A 24,386-nucleotide genomic window follows, 5' to 3' on the forward strand; every position below is an offset into this window, starting at 1 on the left:
CAGGCGTTTTACCCACGTATACGAAAAATTGACATTAAACTAGCACGACCAAAGGCAACTTTACACCGTCTGGCACGCTGGTCCCTCGAATATGTCGATTGGCCAGCAAGTCGGCATGGCATTTTGCACCCCATCGCTAAAAAATCCCCCCTGAAACTCCTGTTTCAGGCGTCCACCATCGCCATGGCCTCCTCGACATCCACCGCCACCAGACGCGAGCATCCCGGTTCGTGCATCGTCACCCCCATCAGTTGTTCGGCCATTTCCATGGCGATCTTGTTGTGGGTGATATAGATGAACTGCACGGTCTGCGACATCTCCTTGACCAGTCGTGCATAGCGTCCAACGTTGGCGTCATCCAATGGCGCGTCCACTTCATCGAGCATGCAGAACGGCGCCGGGTTCAACTTGAAGATCGCAAAAACCAGGGCCAATGCGGTCAGGGCTTTTTCGCCCCCGGAGAGCAAATGGATGGTGCTGTTCTTCTTTCCGGGCGGCTGCGCCATGATCGTCACCCCTGTATCGAGTAGATCTTCGCCCGTCAGTTCCAAATACGCGCGCCCTCCACCGAAAACTTTTGGGAAAAGGGCCTGTAAACCGCCATTGATCTGATCAAAGGTATCCTTGAAGCGGTTCCGGGTTTCCTTGTCGATCTTGCGGATCACGTTCTCGAGCGTGTCGAGCGCTTCGACCAGATCGTCGTTCTGCGCGTCCAGATAACGTTTACGCTCCGATTGTTGCTGGTATTCATCGATGGCCGCGAGGTTGATCGCGCCCAGGCGCTGGATCCGTGCGCCAATGCGCTCGAGTTCTTCCTCGGCGGCTTTCTCGCTGGCCTCGGCGGTCAGTGTGGCCAGCACGCCGTGCAGGTCGTAGCCGTCTTCGAGCAACTGGTCCTGCAACGCCTTGCGCCGCACGGTCAGGGCTTGCCATTCCATGCGCTGGTTTTCGAGCTGGCCGCGAATCAGCTGGGACTGCTGTTCGGCCTGGTTGCGGCGCTTTTCAGCATCACGCAGTTCGCGGTCGGCGTCTTCCAGGGCGATCTGCGCGGTCTTGAGTTCTTCGTCGACGGTCATGCGCTTGTCGAGCAGTTCTTCGAGCTTGAGGCGCAACTCTTCCAGGGGCGCCTCGCCCTCCTCCAGGTTGAGGCTCAGTTGCTCGCGTTTTTCCGTCAGGCGTTCGGCCTGCATTTCCAGGCGTTCCAGGGCCTGGCGCGTCGAGTCATGCTGGGCCCGCAGCGAGCCCAGGCGCACCGCCAGTTGATGGGCGTGATCCTTGTGCTGGCGGGCTTCCTGGCGCACCCGGTCAAGCCGTTCGCGCAAGCTGTCACGCTGGGCCAGCAGCAGCTCGCGCTGCTCGGTGTCCAGCGCCATGCTGTCGAGCGCTTCCTGCAATTGCAGGCGGGCTTCGCCGATGTGTTCATGTTCCAGGGCCCGCTGTTCGGCCAACTCCTGGAGTTCTTCATCGAGGCGCGTGCGCCGCAGGTTCAACTGCTCGGCCTTGGCTTTGCCGGCCGACAGCTGGGCCTTGAGCTCACCTTGCTGACGGGCTTCGTCCTGCAGCAGGCGGCGCAAATGTTCACGGCCGTTTTCCTGCTGGCGCTGTTGCGCCCGCAGGTTTTGCAATTCGGTTTCGAGGGCTTCGACGGCCGCTTCACGCTCTTCGCGTTCAAGACCCAGTTGCTGGATTTCCTGACCACGGGCGAGCATCCCGCTTTCCGCTTCGCTGGCACGGCGCACGCGCAAAAAGTGCCGGCCGACCCAGTATCCGTCGCGACTGATCAGGCTCTGGCCCGCGGCCAATTGCCCACGCAAGGCCAGCGCCTGTTCGAGGCTTTCGACCGGTTTGACCTGCCCCAGCCATGGCGACAGATCGATCTGCGCTTCGACTTTATCGAGCAGGCTGCCGGGCACGCGCGCGCCGTCGGTGGCGGGGCTGAGCAAGCGCAAATCGCCTTGAGTAAACCCGGACAAATCGAAATCGCCGAAGTCATCCACCAGCACCGCTTGCAGGTCGGCGCCCAGTACGGTTTCCACCGCCAGCTCCCAACCGGCCTCGACTTTCAGGCCTTCGGCCAGGCGCGGGCGGTCCGCCAGCTGCTGCTCGCGCAGCCATTGCGCGGTGCCGGTACCCGGGTCGAGCGCCGCTTGCTGCAAGGCTTCGAGCGAAGCCAGGCGACCATTGAGGCGCTGCAGATCGCCCTGGGCCTGTTGTTGCGCCGACAGTGCGTGCTGCAATTGCTGGCGCAGTTGCTCGAGCTTTTCAACCTGAGCTTCTTCACTGGTCTGCAAATCCTCGAGGGTCGCCTCGGATTCAGCGAGCTGTTCGTTGAGCGCCATGATCGCCGCGTCTTCCGGGTCCGCCGACAACAAGGCGCGTTCTTCACCCAGGCGCCGGTGCCGATCGGCCAGGCGCTCCAGGCTGGTTTCCAGCTGCTGGATCCGCGATTGCTGGACTTCCGACTGGCGCCGTGGCTCGGCGGCGCTGAGGTTGAACGTGTCCCACTGCTCCTGCCAGCCGTGCATGGTGGTTTCGGATTCTTCCAGCGCGGCGGCGGCTTCTTCGGCGGCGGCGCTGGTGACTTCCTGCTCCGGCGTGAGCATGTCCAGCTCTTCGCCGAGGGTCAGCAGCAACGTGCGGTCGTGGCCCAGGTGCGACTCGGTCTCCAGGCGCGCGCGCTCGGCTTCCTTCAAATCGTCCTGCAATTGGCGCAAGCGCTGCTGGCCGTGCTGGATGCTCTGTTCGACCCGGGCGATGTCGCCGCCGACCGAATAGAAGCGCCCCTGCACCAGATTGAAGCGCTCGGAGAGGTCGTGATGGCCATCGCGCAAGCGTTCGATGCTGGCGTCGGCGTTGCGTTGTTCGGCCACCAGGGCTTCGAAACTGACTTCCTGGGTGCCGATGATCGCTTCGCGCTGGCCGACCTGATCGTTCAGGTCTTGCCAGCGCAGGGCCGACAATTGCGCCTTGAGCTGGCGCTCCTCGGCTTTGAATTCCTGGTACTTCTTGGCCGCTTCGGCCTGGCGGTGCAAGCGTTCGAGCTGACGTTCGAGCTCTTCGCGCAGGTCAGTCAGGCGCTCCAGGTTTTCGTGGGTACGGCGGATGCGGTTTTCGGTTTCGCGCCGACGCTCCTTGTACTTGGAGATCCCCGCGGCTTCTTCGATGAAGTTGCGCAAATCTTCGGGCTTGGACTCGATCAGCTTGGAGATCATCCCCTGTTCGATGATCGAGTAGCTGCGCGGGCCCAGGCCGGTGCCGAGGAAGATATCGGTGATGTCACGGCGACGGCACTTGGTGCCGTTGAGGTAATAAGTGGTCTGGCTGTCGCGGGTCACTTTGCGGCGAATGGAAATTTCCGCATAGGCGGCGTATTCACCGAGCAAGGTGCCATCGGAGTTATCGAACACCAACTCGATGCTCGCCTGGCTCACCGGCTTGCGGCTGGTGGAGCCATTGAAGATGACGTCGGTCATCGACTCGCCGCGCAGGTTCTTCGCCGAACTCTCGCCCATCACCCAGCGTACGGCGTCGATGATGTTCGACTTGCCGCAACCATTGGGCCCGACCACCGCCGCCATGTTGCTGGGGAAGTTCACCGTGGTCGGGTCGACGAAGGACTTGAACCCCGCCAGCTTGATGCACTTTAGCCGCACGCTTATGCGTCCGTCAGGGCAGAGATCACCAGATCGCAACTGCGCTGGCCATAAGCGGTCAGCACTTCGCGGATCAGTGGGAAATCACGGGCGATCACGGCAGCAAGCAGGCGTTCGAACAGCTCCAGGTACTCGCTCATCGAGGCCTTGCGTTGCTCCAGGGCGAGAAAGTACGCACGGCTCATGGCCGGTTGCAGGTTCTCGACGGTTTCCTGCAGGTACGGATTGTTGGCGAACGGGTACGTGGCGCGCATCACGTTGAAACTGTCGTCGACGAAGGCATGGATGTCCTGGCGCTCGTAGCTGGCGGTCAGGCGCTGCTGGATCTGCACGAACGGCGCCAGGTCGGCCTGGACTTTCCAGCCAGTGGCCACGGCATTGGCGAGCAGGATGTACATCTCGCTCATCAGCGTGCACAGGCTCTTGACCTTGTGCGCGGTGAGTTCGGTGACGTGGGCGCCACGGCGCGGCAGGATGGCGATCAGGTGCCGGCGCTCGAGAATCAGCAAAGCCTCGCGAACCGAGCCGCGGCTGACGTCAAGTGCCTGCGTGACCTTCTGTTCCTGGATGCGCTCCCCGGGCTTCATTTCGCCGCGAATGATGCGTTCGGCGAGGTGATGCGCGATTTGCTCGGCGAGGCTGTCCGGCGCCTTGAACGTCATGGTTGTCCTTCAAACTCTTCGATTTGCACAAGCGGCGCAGTGTAGCGCAATTGATACGTCATGGCGCAGGGCCCACCGGGTGGTTTTTGGCACGATTCAAGCAAAAAGCAGGCTGTTGATCGAGGGTCAATAATGAAGAAATGGAGCGTTAGTCGACAAAATGCATTTTCCTGACCTTTAAGTCAGAAAATCATTGACCGAAAAGTCAGACCTGCTAAATTCGGTTCATATCGGTTAACAACAATAATGAGTCTGCGAGGCCTTCCGTGATCCAGTTTTTACTAAACCAGGAACTCCGTAGCGAGCACGCCCTGGACCCGAACCTGACCGTGCTCAATTATCTGCGCGACCATGTGGGCAAACCCGGTACCAAAGAAGGCTGCGCCAGCGGCGACTGTGGCGCGTGCACCGTGGTCGTCGGCGAATTGCAGACCGATGACGCAGGCCGCGAACACATTCGCTACCGCAGCCTCAACTCGTGCCTGACCTTCGTGTCGTCCTTGCATGGCAAGCAACTGATCAGCGTTGAAGACCTCAAGCACAAGGGTGAGCTGCACAGCGTGCAGAAGGCCATGGTCGAGTGCCACGGCTCGCAATGCGGGTTCTGCACCCCTGGTTTCGTGATGTCGTTGTTTGCCCTGCAAAAGAACAGCGATGCACCGGATCAGCACAAGGCCCACGAAGCCCTGGCCGGCAACCTCTGCCGCTGCACCGGTTATCGCCCAATCCTGGAAGCCGCCGAGCAGTCCTGCTGCGCTAAAAAGCCGGACCAGTTCGATGCCAACGAAACCCAGACCATTGCCCGGCTCAAGGCCATTGCGCCGACCGCTATCGGCGAACTCAACAGCGGCGACAAGCGCTGCCTGGTGCCCCTGACCGTGGCCGACTTGGCCGACCTCTACGATGCTTACCCACAGGCCCGCCTGCTGGCCGGCGGCACTGACCTGGCGCTGGAAGTAACGCAGTTCCACCGCACGCTGCCGGTGATGATCTACGTCGGCAACGTCGCCGAAATGAAGCGTATCGACCGTTTCGACGACCGCCTGGAAATCGGCGCCGCCACCGCCCTCTCCGACTGCTACGAGGCCCTGAAGGCCGAGTACCCGGACTTCGGCGAACTGCTGCAGCGCTTCGCCTCATTGCAGATTCGCAACCAGGGCACCCTGGGTGGCAACATCGGCAACGCCTCGCCCATCGGTGACTCGCCTCCCCTGCTGATTGCCCTGGGCGCGCAGATTGTCCTGTGCAAGGGCGAGACCCGCCGCACCCTGGCCCTGGAAGATTACTTCATCGACTACCGCGTCACCGCGCGCCAGGAAAGCGAGTTCATCGAGAAGATCATCGTGCCGCGTGCCAGCGTCGAACAGCTGTTCCGCGCCTACAAGGTCTCCAAGCGCCTGGACGATGACATTTCTGCCGTGTGCGCGGCATTCAACCTGCGCCTGGAAAACGGTGTGATCGCCGACGCCCGCGTGGCCTTCGGTGGCATGGCGGCCATTCCAAAACGCGCCAACAGTTGCGAAACCGCGTTGATCGGTTCGCCCTTCAACAGCGCCACCGTTGAACGCGCCTGCGCTGCCCTGGCCGAAGATTTCACACCGCTGTCGGACTTCCGCGCCAGCAAGGAATATCGCCTGCTCAGCGCGCAGAACCTGCTGCGCAAATACTTCATCGAACTGCAAACGCCGCACATCGAGACTCGGGTGACCGCTTATGTCTAACCATCACGCCGTAGAGAAGACCCAGGCCGAACTGGCTGAACTGTTCGCCAAGGACCTGACCACCGGTGTCGGCCGCAGCGTCAAGCACGACAGCGCCGCCAAGCATGTGTCCGGTGAAGCGCAGTACATCGACGATCGCCTGGAGTTTCCGAACCAGCTGCACGTGTACGCCCGCATGTCGGACCGCGCCCACGCCCGGATCATCAGCATCGACACCTCGCCCTGCTATGCCTTCGAAGGTGTGCGCATCGCCATTACCCACGAAGACGTGCCGGGCCTGAAGGACATTGGTCCGTTGCTGCCGGGCGATCCGCTGCTGGCGATCGATACCGTGCAGTTCGTCGGTCAACCGGTGGTGGCCGTCGCCGCCAAGGATCTGGAAACCGCACGCAAGGCGGCAATGGCCGCGATCATCGAATACGAAGACCTGGAGCCGGTGCTGGACGTGGTCGAAGCCCTGCGCAAGCGCCATTTTGTGCTCGACAGCCACACGCACCAGCGTGGCGATTCGGTCACGGCGCTGGCCACTGCCGAGCACCGCATTCAAGGCACCCTGCACATCGGCGGCCAGGAACACTTCTACCTGGAAACCCAGATTTCCTCGGTGATGCCTACCGAAGATGGCGGCATGATCGTCTACTGCTCCACCCAGAACCCCACCGAAGTGCAGAAGCTGGTGGCCGAAGTGCTGGACGTGTCGATGAACAAGATCGTCGTTGACATGCGCCGCATGGGTGGCGGTTTTGGCGGCAAGGAAACCCAGGCAGCGAGCCCGGCGTGCCTCTGTGCAGTCATCGCGCACCTCACCGGCCAGCCAACCAAGATGCGCCTGCCGCGCGTCGAAGACATGCTGATGACCGGCAAGCGTCACCCGTTCTATGTCGAATACGACGTGGGCTTCGACAGCACCGGCCGCCTGCACGGCATCAACCTGGAACTGGCCGGCAACTGCGGCTGTTCGCCTGACCTGTCGGCGTCGATCGTCGACCGCGCGATGTTCCACTCGGACAACTCGTATTACCTGGGCGACGCGACCGTCAACGGTCATCGCTGCAAGACCAACACCGCGTCGAATACCGCCTACCGTGGTTTCGGTGGCCCGCAAGGCATGGTCGCCATCGAAGAAGTGATGGACGCCATCGCCCGGCATCTGGCCCTCGATCCACTGGCGGTGCGCAAGGCCAACTACTACGGCAAGACCGAGCGCAACGTTACCCATTACTATCAGACCGTCGAGCACAACATGCTCGAGGAGATGACCGCCGAACTGGAAGAAAGCTGCCAGTACGCCGAGCGCCGCGAAGCGATCCGTCGCTACAACGCCAACAGCCCGATCCTGAAAAAGGGCCTGGCGCTGACCCCGGTGAAATTCGGCATTTCCTTCACCGCCAGCTTCCTCAACCAGGCCGGTGCCCTGGTACACGTCTACACCGACGGCAGCATCCACCTCAACCACGGCGGCACCGAGATGGGCCAGGGCCTGAACACCAAGGTCGCGCAGGTCGTGGCCGAGGTGTTCCAGGTGGAAATGGACCGCGTGCAGATCACCGCGACCAACACCGACAAGGTGCCGAACACCTCGCCGACAGCCGCTTCCAGCGGTGCCGATCTGAACGGTAAAGCCGCGCAGAACGCCGCGGAAACCATCAAGAAACGCCTGGTCGAATTCGCCGCACGGCAATACAAGGTCAGCGAAGAAGACGTGGAGTTCCACAACGGCCACGTGCGGGTTCGCGATCACATCCTGACCTTCGAAGCACTGATCCAGCAGGCCTACTTCGCCCAGGTATCACTGTCGAGCACCGGGTTCTACAAGACCCCGAAAATCTACTACGACCGCAGCCAGGCCCGCGGACGTCCGTTCTACTACTTCGCCTTCGGTGCTGCCTGCTGCGAGGTGATCATCGACACCCTGACCGGCGAGTACAAAATGCTGCGCACCGACATCCTCCACGACGTCGGCGCCTCGCTGAACCCGGCCATCGACATCGGCCAGGTCGAGGGTGGTTTCATCCAGGGCATGGGTTGGCTGACCATGGAAGAGTTGGTGTGGAACAACAAGGGCAAGCTGATGACCAACGGCCCGGCCAGCTACAAGATCCCGGCCGTGGCGGACATGCCGCTGGACCTGCGGGTGAAGTTGGTGGAAAACCGCAAGAACCCGGAAGACACGGTGTTCCATTCCAAGGCCGTGGGCGAGCCGCCGTTCATGCTCGGTATCGCCGCCTGGTGCGCGATCAAGGACGCAGTGGCCAGCCTGGGCGACTACAAGCATCAACCGAAAATCGACGCACCGGCGACCCCGGAGCGGGTGTTGTGGGGCTGTGAGCAGATGCGCCAGTTGAAGGTGGCGAAGGCCGTTGAAGCCGAAACCGAGTTGGCTTCGCTCTAAGATCGAGGTGCGCCTATCGCGAGCAGGCTCACTCCTACATGGGAATGCATTCCAAAAGTAGGAGTGAGCCCTGCTCGCGATGAGGCCAGACAAGACAATAAAGATGTCGAGGTGAACATGTACAACTGGATCGACGCCCTCGCCGACCTGCAGAACCAGGGTGAACCCTGCGTGCTGGTGACCATCATCGAAGAGCTCGGCTCGACGCCGCGCAATGCCGGCTCGAAGATGGTCATCAGCGCCAACCAGACCTTCGACACCATCGGTGGCGGACACCTGGAATACAAAGCCATGCAGATCGCCCGCGAGATGCTCGCCAGCGGCAAGCAGGACACCCATCTTGAACGCTTCAGCCTCGGCGCCAGCCTGGGCCAGTGCTGCGGTGGTGCGACCGTGCTGCTGTTCGAACCGATGGGCCAGGTCCAGGCGCAGATCGCCGTGTTTGGCGCCGGCCACGTCGGCCGCGCGCTGGTTCCGCTGCTGGCCAGCCTGCCCTGCCGGGTGCGCTGGATCGACTCGCGGGAAGACGAATTCCCGGAACAGATTCCCCATGGCGTGCGCAAGATCGTCAGCGAAGAACCGGTGGATGAAATCGACGACCTGCCCGCCGGCAGCTACTGCATCGTCATGACCCACAACCATCAGCTCGACCTCGAACTCACCGCCGCGATTCTCAAGCGCAACGACTTCGCCTATTTCGGCCTGATCGGTTCGAAGACCAAGCGCGTGAAGTTCGAACACCGCCTACGCGACCGCGGCTTCGACAGCAGCGTCGTGCAACGCATGCGCTGCCCGATGGGCATCGGCGAAGTCAAAGGCAAGTTGCCTGTGGAAATCGCCATCTCCATCGCCGGCGAGATCATCGCCACCTATAACGCCAATTTCGGCCAGCAAACGTCGTCCCGCGCCGAACCGATTGCCAAACTGCTGCCCGCTTCACGCCGCAGTCAGGCCGCAAACCTGAAAGCCTCAAATTGAGAACTGACATGCCTCTGACTCGCAAAGCTTACCGCGCCGCCATCCTGCACAGCATTGCCGACCCTGCCGAAGTGGGTATCGAAGCCTCCTACGAGTACTTCGAAGACGGCCTGCTGGTGGTCGACAACGGAAAAATCAGCGCCCTCGGCCACGCCAGTGAATTGCTGCCAACCCTGCCCGCCGATATCGATATCACCCATTACCAGGATGCGCTGATCACTCCCGGCTTCATCGATACCCACATCCACCTGCCGCAAACCGGCATGGTCGGCGCCTATGGCGAGCAACTGCTGGACTGGCTCAACACCTACACCTTCCCCTGTGAAAGCCAGTTCGCCGACAAGGGCCACGCTGACCAGGTGGCGGACATTTTCATCAAGGAACTGCTGCGCAACGGCACCACCACCGCGCTGGTGTTCGGCAGCGTGCACCCGCAATCGGTGAACTCGTTCTTCGAGGCCGCCGAGCAGCTGGACCTGCGCATGATCGCCGGCAAGGTGATGATGGACCGCAACGCTCCGGACTACCTGACCGACACCGCCGAATCCAGCTACCTGGAAAGCAAGGCGCTGATCGAGCGCTGGCACGGCAAGGGTCGCCTGCACTATGCCGTCACCCCGCGTTTTGCCCCGACCAGCACCCCGGAACAGTTGACCCTGGCCGGCCAGTTGCTGACCGAATACCCGGATCTGTACATGCAGACCCACATCAGTGAAAACCTCAAGGAAATCGAGTGGGTCAAGGAACTGTTCCCGGAGCGCAAAGGCTACCTGGATGTATACGACCACTACCAGTTGCTCGGCGAGCGGTCGGTCTTCGCCCACGGTGTGCACCTGTGCGATGACGAATGCGCGCGACTGGCAGAAACCGGTTCGGCCATCTCGTTCTGCCCGACGTCGAACTTCTTCCTCGGCAGCGGCCTGTTCAACCTGCCGATGGCCGAGAAACACAAACTCAATGTCGGCATCGGCACCGATGTGGGCGGCGGCACCAGTTTCTCGCTGCTGCAAACGCTGAACGAAGCGTACAAGGTCATGCAGCTGCAAGGCGCACGCCTGAGCCCGTTCAAGTCGCTGTACCTGGCCACCCTCGGCGGCGCCCGTGCGCTGCGCCTGGAAGACAAGATCGGCAACCTGCAGCCGGGCACCGACGCCGACTTCCTGGTACTCGACTACAACGCCACCCCGTTGCTGGGCTACCGCCTGCAGCAGGCCAATAACATTGCCGAGACGTTGTTTGTGTTGATGACGCTGGGGGATGACCGGACTGTGCTGCAGACTTATGCGGCGGGGAATCTGGTGCATCAGCGGTAATTTTTTCAGGCATAAAAAATCCCCCGTCGCTGTGCAGCCCGGGGGATTTTTATTGCCTATGCGATCGCTATCGCGAGCAGGCTCGCTCCCACAGTTGATCTTCAGTGATCACAGAATTTGCGTTCAACACAAAACCTGTGGGAGCCAGCCTGCTGGCGATAGGCGCGACGCGGTCTATCAGATTTTCGCTGGCGAACGCCCAGGCTTCTTGGTCTGCAGCAAATGCGAGAACACCGCGTGCAAATCATCCGACGCACTTTCTTCATCGAGATTGAGTTTGCTGTCGATGTGATCCATGTGGTGCATCATCAGGTTCACCGCCAGCTCAGCATCGCGCTTTTCAATGGCGTCGATCAACTGGGTGTGCTCGTCGTAGGAGCAGTGCGAGCGGTTACCGCTTTCGTACTGGGCGATGATCAGCGAAGTCTGGGACACCAGGCTGCGCTGGAAGCTGATCAGCGGGGCGTTTTTCGCCGCCTCGGCCAGTTTCAGGTGGAATTCGCCCGACAGGCGAATGCCGGCACCGCGGTCGCCACGGGAGAAGCTGTCACGCTCGTCGTTGACCATCTGCCGCAATTCGGCAATTTGCTCGGCGGTGGCATGTTGCACCGCCAATTCAGTGATCGCACGCTCCACCAGACGCCGGGCCATGAACACCTGGCGCGCCTCTTCGACGCTCGGGCTGGCAACCACGGCGCCGCGATTCGGACGCAGCAATACCACGCCTTCATGGGCCAGGCGCGACAGCGCGCGGCGAATGATGGTGCGGCTGACCCCGAAAATTTCCCCCAGCGCTTCTTCGCTCAACTTGGTGCCGGGCGCCAGGCGCTGTTCGAGGATGGCCTCGAAGATATGCGCGTAGACAATATCGTCCTGGGTTCCGCTGCGGCCGGCTTTGCCTGCTCGCGGCTGTTTCTTTAGGGGTTGCAACTGTTCGTTCATGGGCACTCGAGTCGGGAGAACTGCGGCGAATTGACGGTGACTGTAATACGGCACAGTGGGTCGCTGGCAAGTATCGCGTAAAAAACACTGCGATTGTACACAATGGTTAGTGCCAACACGACTGTACGGCTGTTTGTCACTTCCGCTGTATCGCAACGATCCATTACGTTTGAGTTTAGGCTTTAAAGCAGAATCCGCCGCCTGAACAAGGAACACCGCTGTCATGACAGACGCCACGCACACGCAACTGCGCCCCTTGGCCGACACTTCGCCGTCGGCCATCGTCGCCGGGTTCATCGCCATGATGACCGGCTACACCAGTTCCCTGGTGCTGATGTTCCAGGCCGGGCAAGCGGCCGGGCTGACCAGCGGGCAGATTTCGTCGTGGATCTGGGCGATTTCCATCGGCATGGCGGTGTGCTCGATCGGCCTGTCGTTGCGCTATCGCACCCCCATCACCATCGCCTGGTCCACCCCGGGCGCGGCCTTGCTGATCACAAGCCTGGGTGGCGTGACCTACGGCGAAGCCATCGGTGCCTATATCACCTGCGCGGTGCTGGTGACCATTTGCGGGCTGACTGGCAGTTTCGAACGCCTGGTGAAAAAGATTCCCGCGTCCCTGGCGGCAGCGTTGCTGGCGGGGATCCTGTTCAAGATCGGCAGCGAGATTTTCGTCGCGGCCCAGCACCGCACCGCGCTGGTGCTGGGCATGTTCCTGACCTACCTGGTGGTCAAGCGCCTGTCGCCGCGCTACGCCGTGCTGGGCGCCTTGCTGATCGGCACGGCCTTGTCCGGCGTCATGGGGCTGCTGGACTTCAGCGCGTTCCACCTGGAAGTGGCCACGCCTGTGTGGACCACTCCGCATTTCTCCCTCGCCGCGACCATCAGCATCGGCATCCCGTTGTTCGTGGTGGCGATGACTTCGCAAAACATGCCGGGCATCGCCGTGCTACGCGCCGACGGCTACAACGTGCCGGCCTCGCCGCTGATCACCACCACCGGCATCGCCTCGTTGTTGCTGGCGCCATTTGGTTCCCACGGGATCAACCTGGCAGCCATCAGCGCGGCGATCTGCACCGGGCCACATGCCCATGAAGATCGCAACAAACGCTACACGGCGGCGGTCTGGTGCGGGATTTTCTATGGCATCGCCGGAGTGTTCGGCGCGACGCTGGCAGCGTTGTTTGCCGCACTGCCCAAGGAGCTGGTGCTGTCGATTGCTGCACTGGCGTTGTTCGGTTCGATCATCAACGGCTTGAGCATCGCCATGAGCGAAGCGAAGGAGCGTGAAGCGGCGCTGATCACCTTCATGGTCACGGCATCGGGGTTGACGCTGTTTTCCATCGGTTCGGCGTTCTGGGGGATTGTGGCGGGGGTTGTGACGCTGGTGATTCTGAATTGGGGTAAACGTTAATATCAAAAAAACGGCGACCCTCGGGTCGCCGTTTTTTAGAACATCAAGCTACCGGATTGATCGGCTTTTCCGGGTACCAGACGTCCAGCAGCGGGCTGACTTCAACGCTGGTCAGCTCGGTGCGGCCTTTGAGCCAGGCTTCAACGGCAGCGCGTTGTTCAGCGCTGACCGAGCCACGCTTGATCAGGCAAACCAGACCGTAGTCATCACCGCCGACATAGCCCAGACCGTTGGCTTCCATGGCTTCTTTGAGGAACGCCTCGAGGAAGGCATCAATGGCTTCTTCGGACAGATCTTCCTTGAAATCCAGGTTCAGTTCGAAACCCAGCTCTTGAAATTCATCGACGCACAGTTTTTTGCGCAGACGCTGGGAACGGTTAGTCGCCATTGGAACAATCCTCTTAAGTAATAACGGGCCGCACTTTAGCAGTTTAAGCCGCCAATTGCCCGACTCTCTGGGCCGCCACGCCTACCGTCGGTAAAAAATAGCCGATTGGAAGGCCCTGTACGGCACACGCTGTAGCACCTTGGGGCATAATGCCGACACTTTCATGACCACTGAGGGAAATTATCTCCATGCCCTCGTCTTTTTCCCCCTCGGCTGTAGGGTTTTATCTACATGATCAAATCGTTGCGTCCATTGCTCCTGGCCGGCCTGCTTTTGCCCCTGGCCCTTCCGGTTTCCGCTGACCCGATCAATACCAGCCTGTCGCCCAATGTCGAAAAAGCCCTCAAGGCCAGCAAGTTGCAGGACAACGCCCTGTCGCTGGTGATGATTCCGCTGAACGGCCCCGGCACCCCGACCATTTTCAACGCCGACGTATCGGTCAACCCGGCCTCGACCATGAAGCTGGTCACCACCTACGCGGCCCTGGAAATGCTCGGCCCCAATCACCAGTGGAAAACCGAGTTCTATACCGATGGCACCCTCAGCGGTGGCATCCTCAACGGCAACCTCTACCTCAAGGGTGGCGGCGATCCGAAGCTGAACATGGAAAAACTCTGGCTGCTGATGCGCGACCTGCGCGCCAACGGCGTGACCCAGGTGACCGGCGACCTGGTCCTGGACAAAAATTTCTTCGTGCAACCGCAACTGCCCGAGTTCAACGACGACGGCAACGACGAAAACAAGCCCTTCCTGGTCAAGCCCGATGCATTGTTGGTCAACCTCAAGGCCCTGCGCTTCGTGGCGCGCAACGACGGCGGGCGTGTGCTGGTCTCCGTGGAACCGCCTATTGCCAGTATCCGCATCGAAAACCAGGTCAAGGCGATCAACTCCAAGCAATGCACCGGTGGTGTGCGTTACAACCCGGTACCCCAGGCCGATGGCAGCGTGACCGTGACGGTCGGCGGGCAGTTGGGTGAAGGCTGCAGCTCTCAGACTTACCTGTCGTTGCTCGACCACGCCACCTACACCGCCGGTGCCGTACGCGCGATCTGGAAAGAACTGGGTGGCAGCATCCAGGGCCGGGATGTGCTGGCGCCAACGCCCAAAGACGCCAAGGTACTGGCGCGGGCGTTCTCGCCGGACCTGGCGGAAATCATCCGCGACATCAACAAATACAGTAACAACACCATGGCCCAGCAGCTGTTCCTGAGCCTGGGGCAGAAGTTCCGCACCGATGCCGACGCCGACGACGCCAAGGCCGCCCAGCGCGTGGTCCGTCAGTGGCTGGCGAAGAAAGGCATCACCGCGCCGCACCTGGTAATGGAGAATGGCTCCGGCCTGTCCCGCTCCGAACGCGTCAGTGCCCGGGAAATGGCGTCGATGCTGCAGGCCGCCTGGCGCAGCCCTTACGCCGCCGAGTACATCAGCTCGATGCCGATTGCCGGCACCGACGGCACCATGCGCAAACGCCTGAAGACCACCGCGATGCGCGGTGAAGCCCACGTCAAGACCGGCACCCTGAACACCGTGCGGGCGATCGCCGGCTTCAGCCGCGACGTCAACGGCAACACCTGGGCAGTGGTGGCGATCCTCAACGACAAGGCACCGTTTGGCGCGTCGTCGGTGCTCGACCAGGTGCTGCTGGACCTGTATCGCCAGCCGAAACTGGCGCAGACGGCTTCGGTGTTGTAAGCAACTCCGACCCCATGTGGGAGCGAGCCTGCTCGCGATGATGGCGGCACATCCAACAATGATGTGACTGAAAGACCGCTATCGCGAGCAGGCTCACTCCTACAGGTTTTGCGTCCAGCCAAGCTAGTTCATCTCCCCCTGCACCCGATCCCTGCCCTCCTGCTTCGCCACATAAACCCCCGAGTCCGCCCGTAGCAACAGCGCATCTGCGCCCTCGCCAACCCGCCAGCTGGCAATACCGAAACTCGCCGTGACGACGCCTACTTCATCGATCGGCGCGCTGCGCAGGCTTTGCCACAACTCCAGTGCCAGCAGATGGGCCTGCTCGCCGCCGATGTCCGGGCAAAGGACCATGAACTCCTCGCCGCCCAGGCGGCAGAACACATCCGTGCGCCGCAGCCGATGGCCGATGCGCTCGCACACGGCCTGCAACACCCGATCACCCACGGCATGGCCATACTGGTCATTGATGCGCTTGAAGTGGTCGATGTCGAGCATGATCACCGACAGTTCGCCACCGCCGCGCTCCACCCGGGCCATTTCGGTGGTCAGGCGTTCCTGGAAATAGCGGCGGTTGTGGATGCCGGTCAGGGCGTCGGTGACCGACTGCGCCCGCAGTTCTTCTTCCACCCGCTTGGTGTCGGTGATGTCGGAGATGTAGCCATGCCAGAGCACTCCGCCGCCCGGCAGTTCTTCCGGGGTCGCCTCGCCGCGGACCCAGCGCAGGCCGCGTTGGGGCAATTGCACGCGGTATTCCTCGCGCCAGTGGCTGAGGGCGTTGGCCGAGGCACGGATCGAGGCGCGCACGCGGGTGGTGTCCTGAGGATGAATCCGCGTGAAAATCGCTTCGGCGTTGAGCAGCAGCACGTCCGGCTCCAACTCATAGATCTCGCGAATGCCGTCGCTGGCGTAGATCACGCTGAAACGCCCGTCGAACTCCATCTTGAACTGGTAGATGCCGCCGGGCACATGGGCACTGAGTTTCTTCAGCAACAGGTCCCGTGCGGCCAGGGCCTCATGCACGCGCTTGCGTTCGGTGATGTCGATGCAGATCGCCAGGTGCCCGACCCACAGCCCCTGTTCGTCGAGAACCGGAGTCGCCAGCATGTTGACGATCAGGTGGCTGCCATCGCTGCGCACCAGCGTCCACTCCCGCGCCTCATCGCCACCCTCGACCAGCATCGCATGACAGGCCGGGACCGGCTTGCCGTAACGCGCCGTCAATTCTGCCGAGCGTGCCGCGAGTTCCCGGGGCAAGTGCAGGTTTTCCAGGGTCATGTGCCCGACCACTTCGGCGACGGTGTAACCGAGCATCTGCTCGGCGCCAGCATTGAAGGTGCTGATCACTCCGCGCAGGTCCGTGGCAATGATCGCCACCTGGGTCGCGGCATCCAGCACCCCGCGCAACTGGCCATGGGTGCCACGCAGCTCCTGTTCGCGGGCGCGCAGTTCCCCGGTCCTTTGCTCGACCATTTTCAGCGCCCGCTGCCGCTGACTGGCCAGCACATAGAGCAAGGCGCTGAGCAACACACTGAGCAGGCCACCGAGCACCACCAGCGTGGTCACTGAAGAATGGTTGGCCTTGAGGAAAGCCGCGCTGGGGCGGATATCGACCTGGTAATCGTGATCGGCAAGACGCAACAACCGCGTCGCGGACAAGTCACTGGACGCTGGCGCATTGGGCGATTCGAACAGCACCTCGTGCTGCTCATCGGTGGACAGGTCGAGGATGCGCACCGAAAGATAATCACGGCCCGCCTCCGGCAACCCGTCCGCCAGCAACTGGCGCATGCTGATCACCGCCATGACATACCCGAACGGTTTGCCGGTTGCGCCACCGACGCTGCCGCGCAGCATGACCGGCGCCACCAACAGCACGCCGCGGGCATAAGCCGGCTCGATATTGACCAGATGCATCGGCTGCGACACGGCCATGCCCTGGTGCCGGTCGGCCCGTTCCAGCGTGGCGCGACGCAAGGGCTGGGCCAGCAAGTCATAGCCCAGGGGCGCACCGAGCTTGCTTTGCGTCTGGCTATACAGCACCGCCACGTACTCATCCCGCTCGCCGGCCGATTGCAGTTGTCCGGCGGCATTGAGCTCGCGCAGGGTGAATTCGCCCAGGCCCTCCTCGCGCGCCCGACGCTCGAAGGCTTGCCGCTGCTCCCGGCTGACCCGTTCGGCGAACGAATAGGCCTGGGTGCGGTGCAACAGGGGTTGGGTGTAGCCGTTGAATTCTGCGCGCGAGACCGTATCGGAGTTGGCAAAGAACCGGCGCAGGCCATCGAGGCGCTGCTCCTGATCCTGGAAGCGTTCTTCGATACGGCTGTAGCGTTCGCTGGCCAGCAACTGGAAGCGTTGCCGCAATTGATGTTGAAACAGGTTCAGCGTCGACCAGGCGAGCAATGCCGTGAGAATCCCGCCGACGAGCAAGACCATGAGCGCGACCAGCCCGGCCGGGACATCTTCGCTGATAAAACCCAGGATCTTGGGGCGCACGGCGTGCAACGACATAGACGCAACTCAAAACGCCATGTGCGGGAAAGCTCATTGGCCGTGGGTTGAGTTATAGCTATTAGCCACTAATTTGACCAGCATTGTCGCGGCGCATGTTTCGCCTGTAGGAGCGAGCGGTGCGGCGATCCGACTTGCCCGCGAAGAACGGTGACACGGTACGGCAGGTACACCGCAGCGTCTGGTTCGCCTGTAGGAGCGAGGCTTGCCCGCGAAGAACGATAACACGGTGCGACAGATGCACCGCAGCGTCTGGTTCGCCGGCAAGCCTGGCTCCTACAACGATTTATCAGCGAGCAGTGATTTTCCACGCGCGATGGATCTTGGCGTTACGGGAAAAATCCGCATCGATGGTCTGGGCGGTGATCTCTTCGATCGCGTAGCGCTCGCTGAGGTTGGGCTCGAGCTCGAACTTGCGGAAGTTGTTGGAGAAGTACAACACCCCGCCCGGTGCTAGGCGCGCCATGGCCAGGTCGATCAGTTGCACCTGGTCACGTTGCACGTCGAAGACGCCTTCCATGCGCTTGGAGTTGGAGAACGTCGGCGGGTCGATGAAGATCAGGTCGTACTCTTCACGGCAGGCGTCCAGCCAGACCATCACATCACTCTGCTCCAGGCGGTTCTTGTCGGAGAAACCGTTCAGCGACAGGTTGCGACGCGCCCAGTCCAGGTAGGTTTTCGACAGGTCGACGCTGGTGGTGCTGCGCGCGCCGCCCTTGGCCGCGTGGACACTGGCGGTGGCGGTGTAGCAATACAGATTGAGGAAGCGCTTGCCGGCGGCCTCTTTCTGGATGCGCATGCGCATTGGCCGGTGGTCGAGGAACAACCCGGTATCGAGGTAATCGGTGAGGTTGACCAGCAGTTTCACGCCGCCTTCGTTGACCTCGACGAACTTGCCCTGGGCCGCTTGGCGCTCGTATTGCTTGGTACCGCTCTGACGCTCGCGACGCTTGACCACCACCCGGTTCTTGTCGATGTTCAGCGCCTGCGGGATCGCCGCCAGGGCATCGAACATGCGCGCCGAGGCTTTCTGCGGATCGATGGATTTCGGTGCGGCGTATTCCTGGACGTGTACCCAATCCTGGTACAGATCGATGGCCATGGAGTATTCCGGCATGTCGGCATCGTAGACACGATAGCAATCGATGCCTTCACGCTTGACCCACTTGCCCAGCGCCTTGAGGTTTTTCTGCAGGCGGTTGGCAAACATCTGCCCGCCTTCGCTCAGGCGCGGTTGCTCGATCACCGGCGCCGGTGCTGGCGTCGGCTTGATCGGGTTGCCGTTCTTGTTGTACTGGCGCTCTTGCGGCTCGTTCGGCGCCTGTTCGTAGGCCGCCTCTTCACGCTCGGCCTGACGCTGCTCCGGGGTACGACGCTCGCCGGTGACGAATTGATCCGGCAACACCTTGATCAGCAACAGCTTGCACGGCAAGGCGCCGTTCCAGAACGAATACTGCTTGTGGCTGCGGATGCCCATGCGCTTGCCCAGGTCCGGGGCGCCGGTGAACACCGCGGCTTCCCAGTTGAGGCAAGCCTGACGCAGGCGTTCGCCAAGGTTCTGGTAGAGGTAGAGCAGGCTCGCCTCGTCGCCCAGACGCTCGCCGTACGGTGGGTTGCAGATCACCAGGCCTTTCTGGTTCTGGTCCGGACGCGGCTCGAAGGTCGCGACTTCGCCCTGGTAGATCTTGATCCACTCGCTCAGGCCGGCACGCTCGACGTTGTTGCGGCCTGGTTGAATCAGGCGCGGATCGGCTTCGTAACCGCGAATCCACAGCGGTGGCTTGGCCAGGCCGGCAGCCGCACGCTCGGAAGCTTCTTCATGCAGTTTTTTCCACAGCGCCGGTACGTGACCGAGCCAGGCGGTGAAACCCCATTGCTCGCGACGCAGGTTCGGCGCGATGTCGGCAGCGATCATCGCCGCTTCGACCAGGAAGGTGCCGACGCCGCACATCGGGTCCGCCAGCGCGCCGCCTTCAGCCGCGATACGCGGCCAACCGGAGCGGATCAGGATCGCAGCCGCCAGGTTTTCCTTCAGCGGCGCCGCACCTTGCTGCAGGCGATAACCGCGCTGGTGCAGGCTATGGCCGGACAGGTCGAGGGAGAGGATCGCTTCGCCGCGATCCAGGCGCAGGTGGATGCGCAGGTCCGGGTTGAGCTTGTCGATGGACGGACGGTCGCCCTGCGGGGTGCGCAGTTTGTCGACGATGGCGTCCTTGACCTTCAAGGCGCCGAAGTGAGTGTTGTCGATGCCCGAGCCGTGGCCGCTGAATTCGACGGCCAGGGTGCCGTCATTGAGCATGTGGTCTTGCCACTCGATGTCCAGCACACCGTGGTAGAGGTCTTCGGCGTCTTTCATCGGGAAACGCTTGAGCACCAGCAGCACCCGGTTGGCCAGGCGCGACCACAGGCACAGGCGATAAGCGGTTTCCATGGTGGCCATGCCACGCACGGCAGAAGTGTGCTCACGCGCTTCCTCAAGGCCAAGCCCGACGGCTTCCTCGATGAGCAGGCCTTCAAGGCCTTTTGGGCAAGTGAGGAAGAGTTCGAAACGATCGGACATGAGGATTCGCAGCCTTTGCTGAGTGAACCGGCAACGCATTGCCGGCCCGGTTTTCAATCAGGCGCTTTTCTCGAAGAGCGCCCGCGTGGCACGAAGGTGTGCCGTTCCACCCTTGCTGCCCGGGTTAAATGAGCTTAGATGCAAGGACAGATAAAAAAGTTAATGCAACAAAATGACATAAGTCGACCCTTCGTCGAATAGTCCGTCCCGGCAACGGGAGGCATTCTCAGCAAGGGATTAACCTGATCATCCAACGCAGGGCCGATCATACCGGGGTTTGATCAATAAATACGCCACAAACATCATGTTACTTAGTGCCATAGCACATTAATAGTTACGTCCTTATGACAAAACGATCATTCCCTCGATGTGACGCATTGGTTAGAACTCAATACAGGTTGGCGCCGCAATGACGCCAACACCTTGGCTCGTCACGCCGGCAACGAGCCCCCAACGGCAGAGTTTTTCTGCCAGACCTCGATTGAGGTCGACGCGATACCTACAGTCAACAAGTGAGGGCAACACCCTATGAGAAGACTTAAGCGTGATCCGTTGGAAAGAGCATTTTTGCGCGGATATCAATATGGCGTTGGTGGCAAATCCCGTGAGCTTTGCCCATTTACTCTACCGTCGGTACGCCAAGCCTGGATTAACGGCTGGCGAGAAGGACGCGGCGACAACTGGGACGGTATGACCGGCACTGCGGGAATCCACAGACTCAACGAACTTCACGCCGTCGGCTAACACAGGGCACACACTCCGACACACAATCTGATCATGTAGCGAATTAACCACGCACGTCCCATCCGGACGGCGGGCTGCGGCCCAAGGGCTCCTTTGAAGGGGCCCTTTTTTATGCCTCGGTCAGCACAATCGCTGTAGGAGCGAGCATGTCGAATCGTCGCACCGTCGCGATGGTCGTTAACGATAACGCTGGAAACCTGACACCCCGCGGCGCTTTCAGGCTCATCGCGAGCATGCTCGCTCCTACAGGGGGACGGGTTATCTGAGGGCGGCGATGGCGTCTACCGACTCACGAATCAGCGCCGGGCCCTTGTAGATGAAGCCCGAGTAGATCTGCACCAGGCTCGCGCCCGCGCTGATTTTCTCCGCCGCGTGTCGGCCTTCGGTAATGCCACCCGCCGCGATGATCGGCAAGCGACCGCCCAGTTCCGCAGCCAGCACCTTCACGGTGTGCGTGCTCTTGTCACGCACCGGAGCGCCGGACAGGCCGCCCGCCTCGTCACCATGCTCCATGCCTTCGACGCCCACGCGGCTCAGGGTGGTGTTGGTGGCGATGACCGCGTCCATACCGGTTTCGATCAACGCCTGTGCTACCTGCGCAGTTTCTTCGTCGGTCATGTCCGGCGCGATCTTGATCGCCAGCGGCACGTGCCTGCCGTGACGCAGCGCCAGTTCCGCGCGACGCGTGGCGAGGTCTGCCAGCAATTGCTTGAGCGAATCACCGAATTGCAGGCTGCGCAGGCCCGGGGTATTGGGCGAGCTGACGTTGACCGTCACATAGCTGGCGTGGGCGTAGACCTTGTCCAGGCAGATCAGGTAGTCGTCGACCGCACGTTCGACCGGGGTGTCGAAGTTCTTGCCGATGTTGATGCCCAGCACGCCCTTGTACTTGGCGGCCGCCACGCGGGCCAGCAAGTGATCGACACCGAGGTTGTTGAAGCCCATGCGATTGATGATCGCCTCGGCCTCCGGCAAGCGGAACAACCGGGGTTTCGGATTGCCCGGTTGCGCACGCGGGGTAATGGTGCCGATTTCGACAAAACCAAAACCCAGCTGCGCAAAGCCGTCGATGGCCGCGCCATTCTTGTCCAGGCCGGCGGCCAGGCCCACCGGGTTCGGGAAGTCCAGGCCCATGACATTCACCGGCAGTTTTGCCGGGGCCTTGCACAGCAAGCCGTTGAGCCCCAGACGCCCACCCGCGCCGATCAGGTCCAGGGACAGATCGTGGGAGGTTTCCGGAGAAAGTTTGAACAACAGCTGACGGGCCAGGGTGTACATGGGCGGGCTTGACTCGATTGGCGGCGAAATGAGGCGGCGATTATACCCGCGCATCGGGGTCGCAAGCGAGGCGCGCGACAAAAACAGCGGGCGATGGCATATGCCTTGCACCGGCACAGGCATCAGCACGCAGGCCAACGGCGGAATGCGTGCCAGGACAATGGCGTCGTCAGCCGGCCCTGCTCATACGGGGCCCGGGACGACGTTTTTTTTGGAAGGTGCGAAATCGATGAACGAACCCTCAACCACCCCCCTGGCCTGGGTCAATGGCAGCGATGCCCCGGAAAAGACCGAAATCAACCTCGGCTTCATGGCCCTGAGCGACTGCGCTTCGGTGGTGGTCGCCGCCACCCAGGGCTTCGCCCAGCCCTACGGACTGACCCTGAATCTCAAGCGCCAGTCGTCCTGGGCCAACCTGCGGGACAAACTGGTGAGCGGCGAACTCGACGCCGCCCACAGTCTCTACGGCCTGATCTACGCCGTGCACCTGGGCATCGGCGGCGTGGCCCCCACCGACATGGCGGTGCTCATGGGCCTGAACCAGAACGGCCAGAGCATCAACCTCTCCCACGGCTTGCAGGCCGCCGGCGTGACCAGTCCTGAAGCACTGGACCGTCACGTGCACCAAACTCGCCCAAAACTGACCTTCGCCCAGACCTTTCCCACCGGCACCCATGCCATGTGGTTGTATTACTGGCTGGCGAGCCAGGGCATTCATCCGCTGCACGATGTCGACAGCGTCGTGGTGCCGCCGCCGCAAATGGTGGCGCACCTGCAAGCCGGGCGTATCGACGGTTTCTGCGTCGGCGAGCCCTGGGCCGACAGCGCGGTGAAGCAGAATCTCGGTTTTACCCTGGCCACCTCCCAGGCCATCTGGCCCGACCACCCGGAAAAAGTCCTCGGTTGTACGCGCGCCTTCGTCGAGCAATACCCCAACACCGCCCGCGCCCTGGTGATGGCGATCCTCGAAGCCAGCCGTTTCATCGACGACAGCGTCGAGAATCGCCGCAGTACCGCGCAATTGCTCAGTGCACCGCAATACCTCGATGCGCCGCTGCCGTGCATCGAACCACGACTGCTGGGCGACTATGCCGACGGCCTGGGCAACGAATGGCAAGACCCGCACGCGCTGCGTTTCCATGGGCAGGGGGAGGTCAACCTGCCCTACCTGTCCGATGGCATGTGGTTCATGACTCAGTTTCGCCGCTGGGGCCTGTTGCGCGACGACCCCGATTACCTCGCCGTAGCCCGTCAGGTGCAACAACTAGACTTATACCGTGAGGCCGCCAACGCTGTCGGTGTCGCCGCCCCGGGCAATGAAATGCGCAGCAGCCAGTTGATCGACGGCAAGGTCTGGGACGGTGCGGACCCGGCCGGTTATGCCCGCAGCTTCAGGCTGCACGCCATGAGCGACAGCTCGCCACTTCTCGCCAGCCGCTGACAGGAGACTGCAAACATGCTGCGTATCCTGCTGATCAACGACACAGCGAAAAAAGTCGGGCGCCTGAAGGCCGCCCTGACCGAGGCCGGCTTCGAGGTCATCGACGAATCCGGGCTGACCATCGACTTGCCCGAACGCGTCGAAACGGTGCGCCCGGACGTGATCCTGATCGATACCGAGTCACCGAGCCGCGATGTCATGGAGCAAGTGGTGCTGGTCAGCCGCGACCAGCCACGGCCGATTGTGATGTTTACCGACGAACACGACCCCGATGTGATGCGCCAGGCGATCAAGTCCGGGGTCAGTGCCTACATCGTCGAAGGCATCCACGCACAGCGCCTGCAACCGATTCTCGACGTGGCCATGGCGCGCTTCGAAAGCGACCAGGCCCTGCGCGCCCAACTGCACGCCCGTGACCAGCAACTGGCCGAGCGCAAGCGCATCGAGCTGGCCAAGGGGCTGCTGATGAAGATGAAGGACTGCAACGAAGAAGAGGCCTACACCCTGATGCGTCGCCAGGCGATGAGCCGCCAGCAGAAGCTGATCCAGGTGGCGGAGCAGATTATTGCCATGAGTGAGTTGTTGGGCTGAAGGACGCCTTCGCGGGCAAGCCTCGCTCCTACAGGGTCAGTGCCTGTGGGAGCGAGGCTTGCCCGCGAATGGCCGTAACACGGACTCAGACTGTTGGCACAAATCT

Annotated in this window: 16 protein-coding genes; 9 read left to right on the plus strand and 7 right to left on the minus strand. The window is 61.7% G+C overall.

Translation table 11 applies throughout. The annotated features are described in order from the left end of the window. Positions 1–164: 164 nt before the first annotated feature. Both smc and OH720_RS23670 read right to left on the minus strand, forming a co-directional pair. The gene (gene smc, locus OH720_RS23665) at positions 165–3,653 is read right to left on the minus strand and encodes a chromosome segregation protein SMC (RefSeq protein WP_272603124.1); all 3,489 of its coding nucleotides are present in this window, start codon (positions 3,651–3,653) and stop codon (positions 165–167) included. Positions 3,654–3,655: 2 nt separating this feature from the next. Next, on the minus strand, positions 3,656–4,315 hold the full coding sequence (locus OH720_RS23670; RefSeq protein WP_008056419.1) for a GntR family transcriptional regulator: 660 nt from the start codon (positions 4,313–4,315) through the stop codon (positions 3,656–3,658). 266 nt (positions 4,316–4,581) lie between these two features. Between OH720_RS23670 and xdhA the strand changes: the two genes are divergently transcribed. From xdhA to guaD, 4 genes are all read left to right on the plus strand, one after another. Next, positions 4,582–6,036, plus strand: a complete 1,455-nt coding sequence (gene xdhA, locus OH720_RS23675; protein WP_272603125.1) for a xanthine dehydrogenase small subunit — start codon at positions 4,582–4,584, stop codon at positions 6,034–6,036. After that, entirely contained in the window at positions 6,029–8,428 is a 2,400-nt protein-coding gene (gene xdhB / locus OH720_RS23680) for a xanthine dehydrogenase molybdopterin binding subunit (protein WP_008056417.1), read from the plus strand. The genes xdhA and xdhB overlap by 8 nt, the downstream gene beginning before the upstream one ends. A 117-nt stretch (positions 8,429–8,545) precedes the next feature. Continuing rightward, positions 8,546–9,406 carry a xanthine dehydrogenase accessory protein XdhC gene (gene xdhC / locus OH720_RS23685; protein ID WP_272603126.1) on the plus strand — a complete coding sequence of 287 codons (861 nt, stop codon included), beginning with the start codon at positions 8,546–8,548 and terminating at the stop codon, positions 9,404–9,406. An 8-nt stretch (positions 9,407–9,414) separates the two neighbouring features. Continuing rightward, positions 9,415–10,719, plus strand: a complete 1,305-nt coding sequence (gene guaD / locus OH720_RS23690; protein ID WP_272603127.1) for a guanine deaminase — start codon at positions 9,415–9,417, stop codon at positions 10,717–10,719. Between the two features lie 177 nt (positions 10,720–10,896). On the opposite strand, the gene OH720_RS23695 is transcribed toward guaD, so the two are convergent. Continuing rightward, positions 10,897–11,661, minus strand: coding sequence for a GntR family transcriptional regulator (locus OH720_RS23695; protein WP_007971481.1), 765 nt, complete (start codon positions 11,659–11,661; stop codon positions 10,897–10,899). 223 nt (positions 11,662–11,884) lie between these two features. On the opposite strand from OH720_RS23695, the gene OH720_RS23700 reads away from it, so the two are divergent. Beyond that, entirely contained in the window at positions 11,885–13,075 is a 1,191-nt protein-coding gene (locus tag OH720_RS23700) for a benzoate/H(+) symporter BenE family transporter (RefSeq protein ID WP_272603128.1), read from the plus strand. A 43-nt stretch (positions 13,076–13,118) separates the two neighbouring features. Here OH720_RS23700 and OH720_RS23705 read toward each other — a convergent pair whose 3' ends face one another. Continuing rightward, the gene (locus OH720_RS23705) at positions 13,119–13,463 is read right to left on the minus strand and encodes a YggL family protein (RefSeq protein WP_008056407.1); all 345 of its coding nucleotides are present in this window, start codon (positions 13,461–13,463) and stop codon (positions 13,119–13,121) included. A gap of 231 nt (positions 13,464–13,694) precedes the next feature. On the opposite strand from OH720_RS23705, the gene dacB reads away from it, so the two are divergent. Continuing rightward, positions 13,695–15,155, plus strand: a complete 1,461-nt coding sequence (gene dacB, locus OH720_RS23710; protein ID WP_008056405.1) for a D-alanyl-D-alanine carboxypeptidase/D-alanyl-D-alanine endopeptidase — start codon at positions 13,695–13,697, stop codon at positions 15,153–15,155. A 123-nt stretch (positions 15,156–15,278) separates the two neighbouring features. On the opposite strand, the gene OH720_RS23715 is transcribed toward dacB, so the two are convergent. Then, positions 15,279–17,666 carry a sensor domain-containing diguanylate cyclase gene (locus OH720_RS23715; RefSeq protein ID WP_272603129.1) on the minus strand — a complete coding sequence of 796 codons (2,388 nt, stop codon included), beginning with the start codon at positions 17,664–17,666 and terminating at the stop codon, positions 15,279–15,281. Between the two features lie 289 nt (positions 17,667–17,955). Beyond that, positions 17,956–20,226 (minus strand): bifunctional 23S rRNA (guanine(2069)-N(7))-methyltransferase RlmK/23S rRNA (guanine(2445)-N(2))-methyltransferase RlmL, encoded by a 2,271-nt coding sequence (rlmKL, locus tag OH720_RS23720; RefSeq protein WP_180202540.1) that lies wholly within the window; start codon positions 20,224–20,226, stop codon positions 17,956–17,958. 528 nt (positions 20,227–20,754) lie between these two features. On the opposite strand from rlmKL, the gene rmf reads away from it, so the two are divergent. Then, positions 20,755–20,970 carry a ribosome modulation factor gene (gene rmf, locus OH720_RS23725; protein ID WP_003223300.1) on the plus strand — a complete coding sequence of 72 codons (216 nt, stop codon included), beginning with the start codon at positions 20,755–20,757 and terminating at the stop codon, positions 20,968–20,970. A 258-nt stretch (positions 20,971–21,228) separates the two neighbouring features. Here the strand turns inward: rmf and OH720_RS23730 are convergent, their stop codons facing one another. Beyond that, positions 21,229–22,248: a quinone-dependent dihydroorotate dehydrogenase gene (locus tag OH720_RS23730; protein ID WP_008056399.1), complete on the minus strand. Its 1,020-nt coding sequence runs from the start codon at positions 22,246–22,248 to the stop codon at positions 21,229–21,231. A gap of 229 nt (positions 22,249–22,477) precedes the next feature. Between OH720_RS23730 and OH720_RS23735 the strand changes: the two genes are divergently transcribed. Continuing rightward, positions 22,478–23,689, plus strand: a complete 1,212-nt coding sequence (locus OH720_RS23735; protein ID WP_272603130.1) for a CmpA/NrtA family ABC transporter substrate-binding protein — start codon at positions 22,478–22,480, stop codon at positions 23,687–23,689. Between the two features lie 15 nt (positions 23,690–23,704). Next, the gene (locus tag OH720_RS23740) at positions 23,705–24,280 is read left to right on the plus strand and encodes an ANTAR domain-containing response regulator (protein ID WP_008056396.1); all 576 of its coding nucleotides are present in this window, start codon (positions 23,705–23,707) and stop codon (positions 24,278–24,280) included. The last annotated feature ends 106 nt before the right edge of the window (positions 24,281–24,386 follow it).

Origin of the sequence: Pseudomonas sp. WJP1 (genome assembly GCF_028471945.1) — a bacterium.
Classification (GTDB): Bacteria; Pseudomonadota; Gammaproteobacteria; order Pseudomonadales; family Pseudomonadaceae; genus Aquipseudomonas.

Bases quoted from the DNA above. Each gene is read 5' to 3' on its own strand.
- rlmKL (WP_180202540.1), bottom strand. From the start codon at position 20,226: ATGTCCGATCGTTTCGAACTCTTCCTCACTTGCCCAAAAGGCCTTGAA.
- xdhC (WP_272603126.1), top strand. From the start codon at position 8,546: ATGTACAACTGGATCGACGCCCTCGCCGACCTGCAGAACCAGGGTGAA.
- guaD (WP_272603127.1), top strand. From the start codon at position 9,415: ATGCCTCTGACTCGCAAAGCTTACCGCGCCGCCATCCTGCACAGCATT.
- OH720_RS23740 (WP_008056396.1), top strand. From the start codon at position 23,705: ATGCTGCGTATCCTGCTGATCAACGACACAGCGAAAAAAGTCGGGCGC.
- OH720_RS23735 (WP_272603130.1), top strand. From the start codon at position 22,478: ATGAACGAACCCTCAACCACCCCCCTGGCCTGGGTCAATGGCAGCGAT.
- OH720_RS23695 (WP_007971481.1), bottom strand. From the start codon at position 11,661: ATGAACGAACAGTTGCAACCCCTAAAGAAACAGCCGCGAGCAGGCAAA.
- OH720_RS23670 (WP_008056419.1), bottom strand. From the start codon at position 4,315: ATGACGTTCAAGGCGCCGGACAGCCTCGCCGAGCAAATCGCGCATCAC.
- OH720_RS23730 (WP_008056399.1), bottom strand. From the start codon at position 22,248: ATGTACACCCTGGCCCGTCAGCTGTTGTTCAAACTTTCTCCGGAAACC.
- OH720_RS23700 (WP_272603128.1), top strand. From the start codon at position 11,885: ATGACAGACGCCACGCACACGCAACTGCGCCCCTTGGCCGACACTTCG.
- OH720_RS23715 (WP_272603129.1), bottom strand. From the start codon at position 17,666: ATGTCGTTGCACGCCGTGCGCCCCAAGATCCTGGGTTTTATCAGCGAA.
- dacB (WP_008056405.1), top strand. From the start codon at position 13,695: ATGATCAAATCGTTGCGTCCATTGCTCCTGGCCGGCCTGCTTTTGCCC.
- OH720_RS23705 (WP_008056407.1), bottom strand. From the start codon at position 13,463: ATGGCGACTAACCGTTCCCAGCGTCTGCGCAAAAAACTGTGCGTCGAT.
- xdhB (WP_008056417.1), top strand. From the start codon at position 6,029: ATGTCTAACCATCACGCCGTAGAGAAGACCCAGGCCGAACTGGCTGAA.
- rmf (WP_003223300.1), top strand. From the start codon at position 20,755: ATGAGAAGACTTAAGCGTGATCCGTTGGAAAGAGCATTTTTGCGCGGA.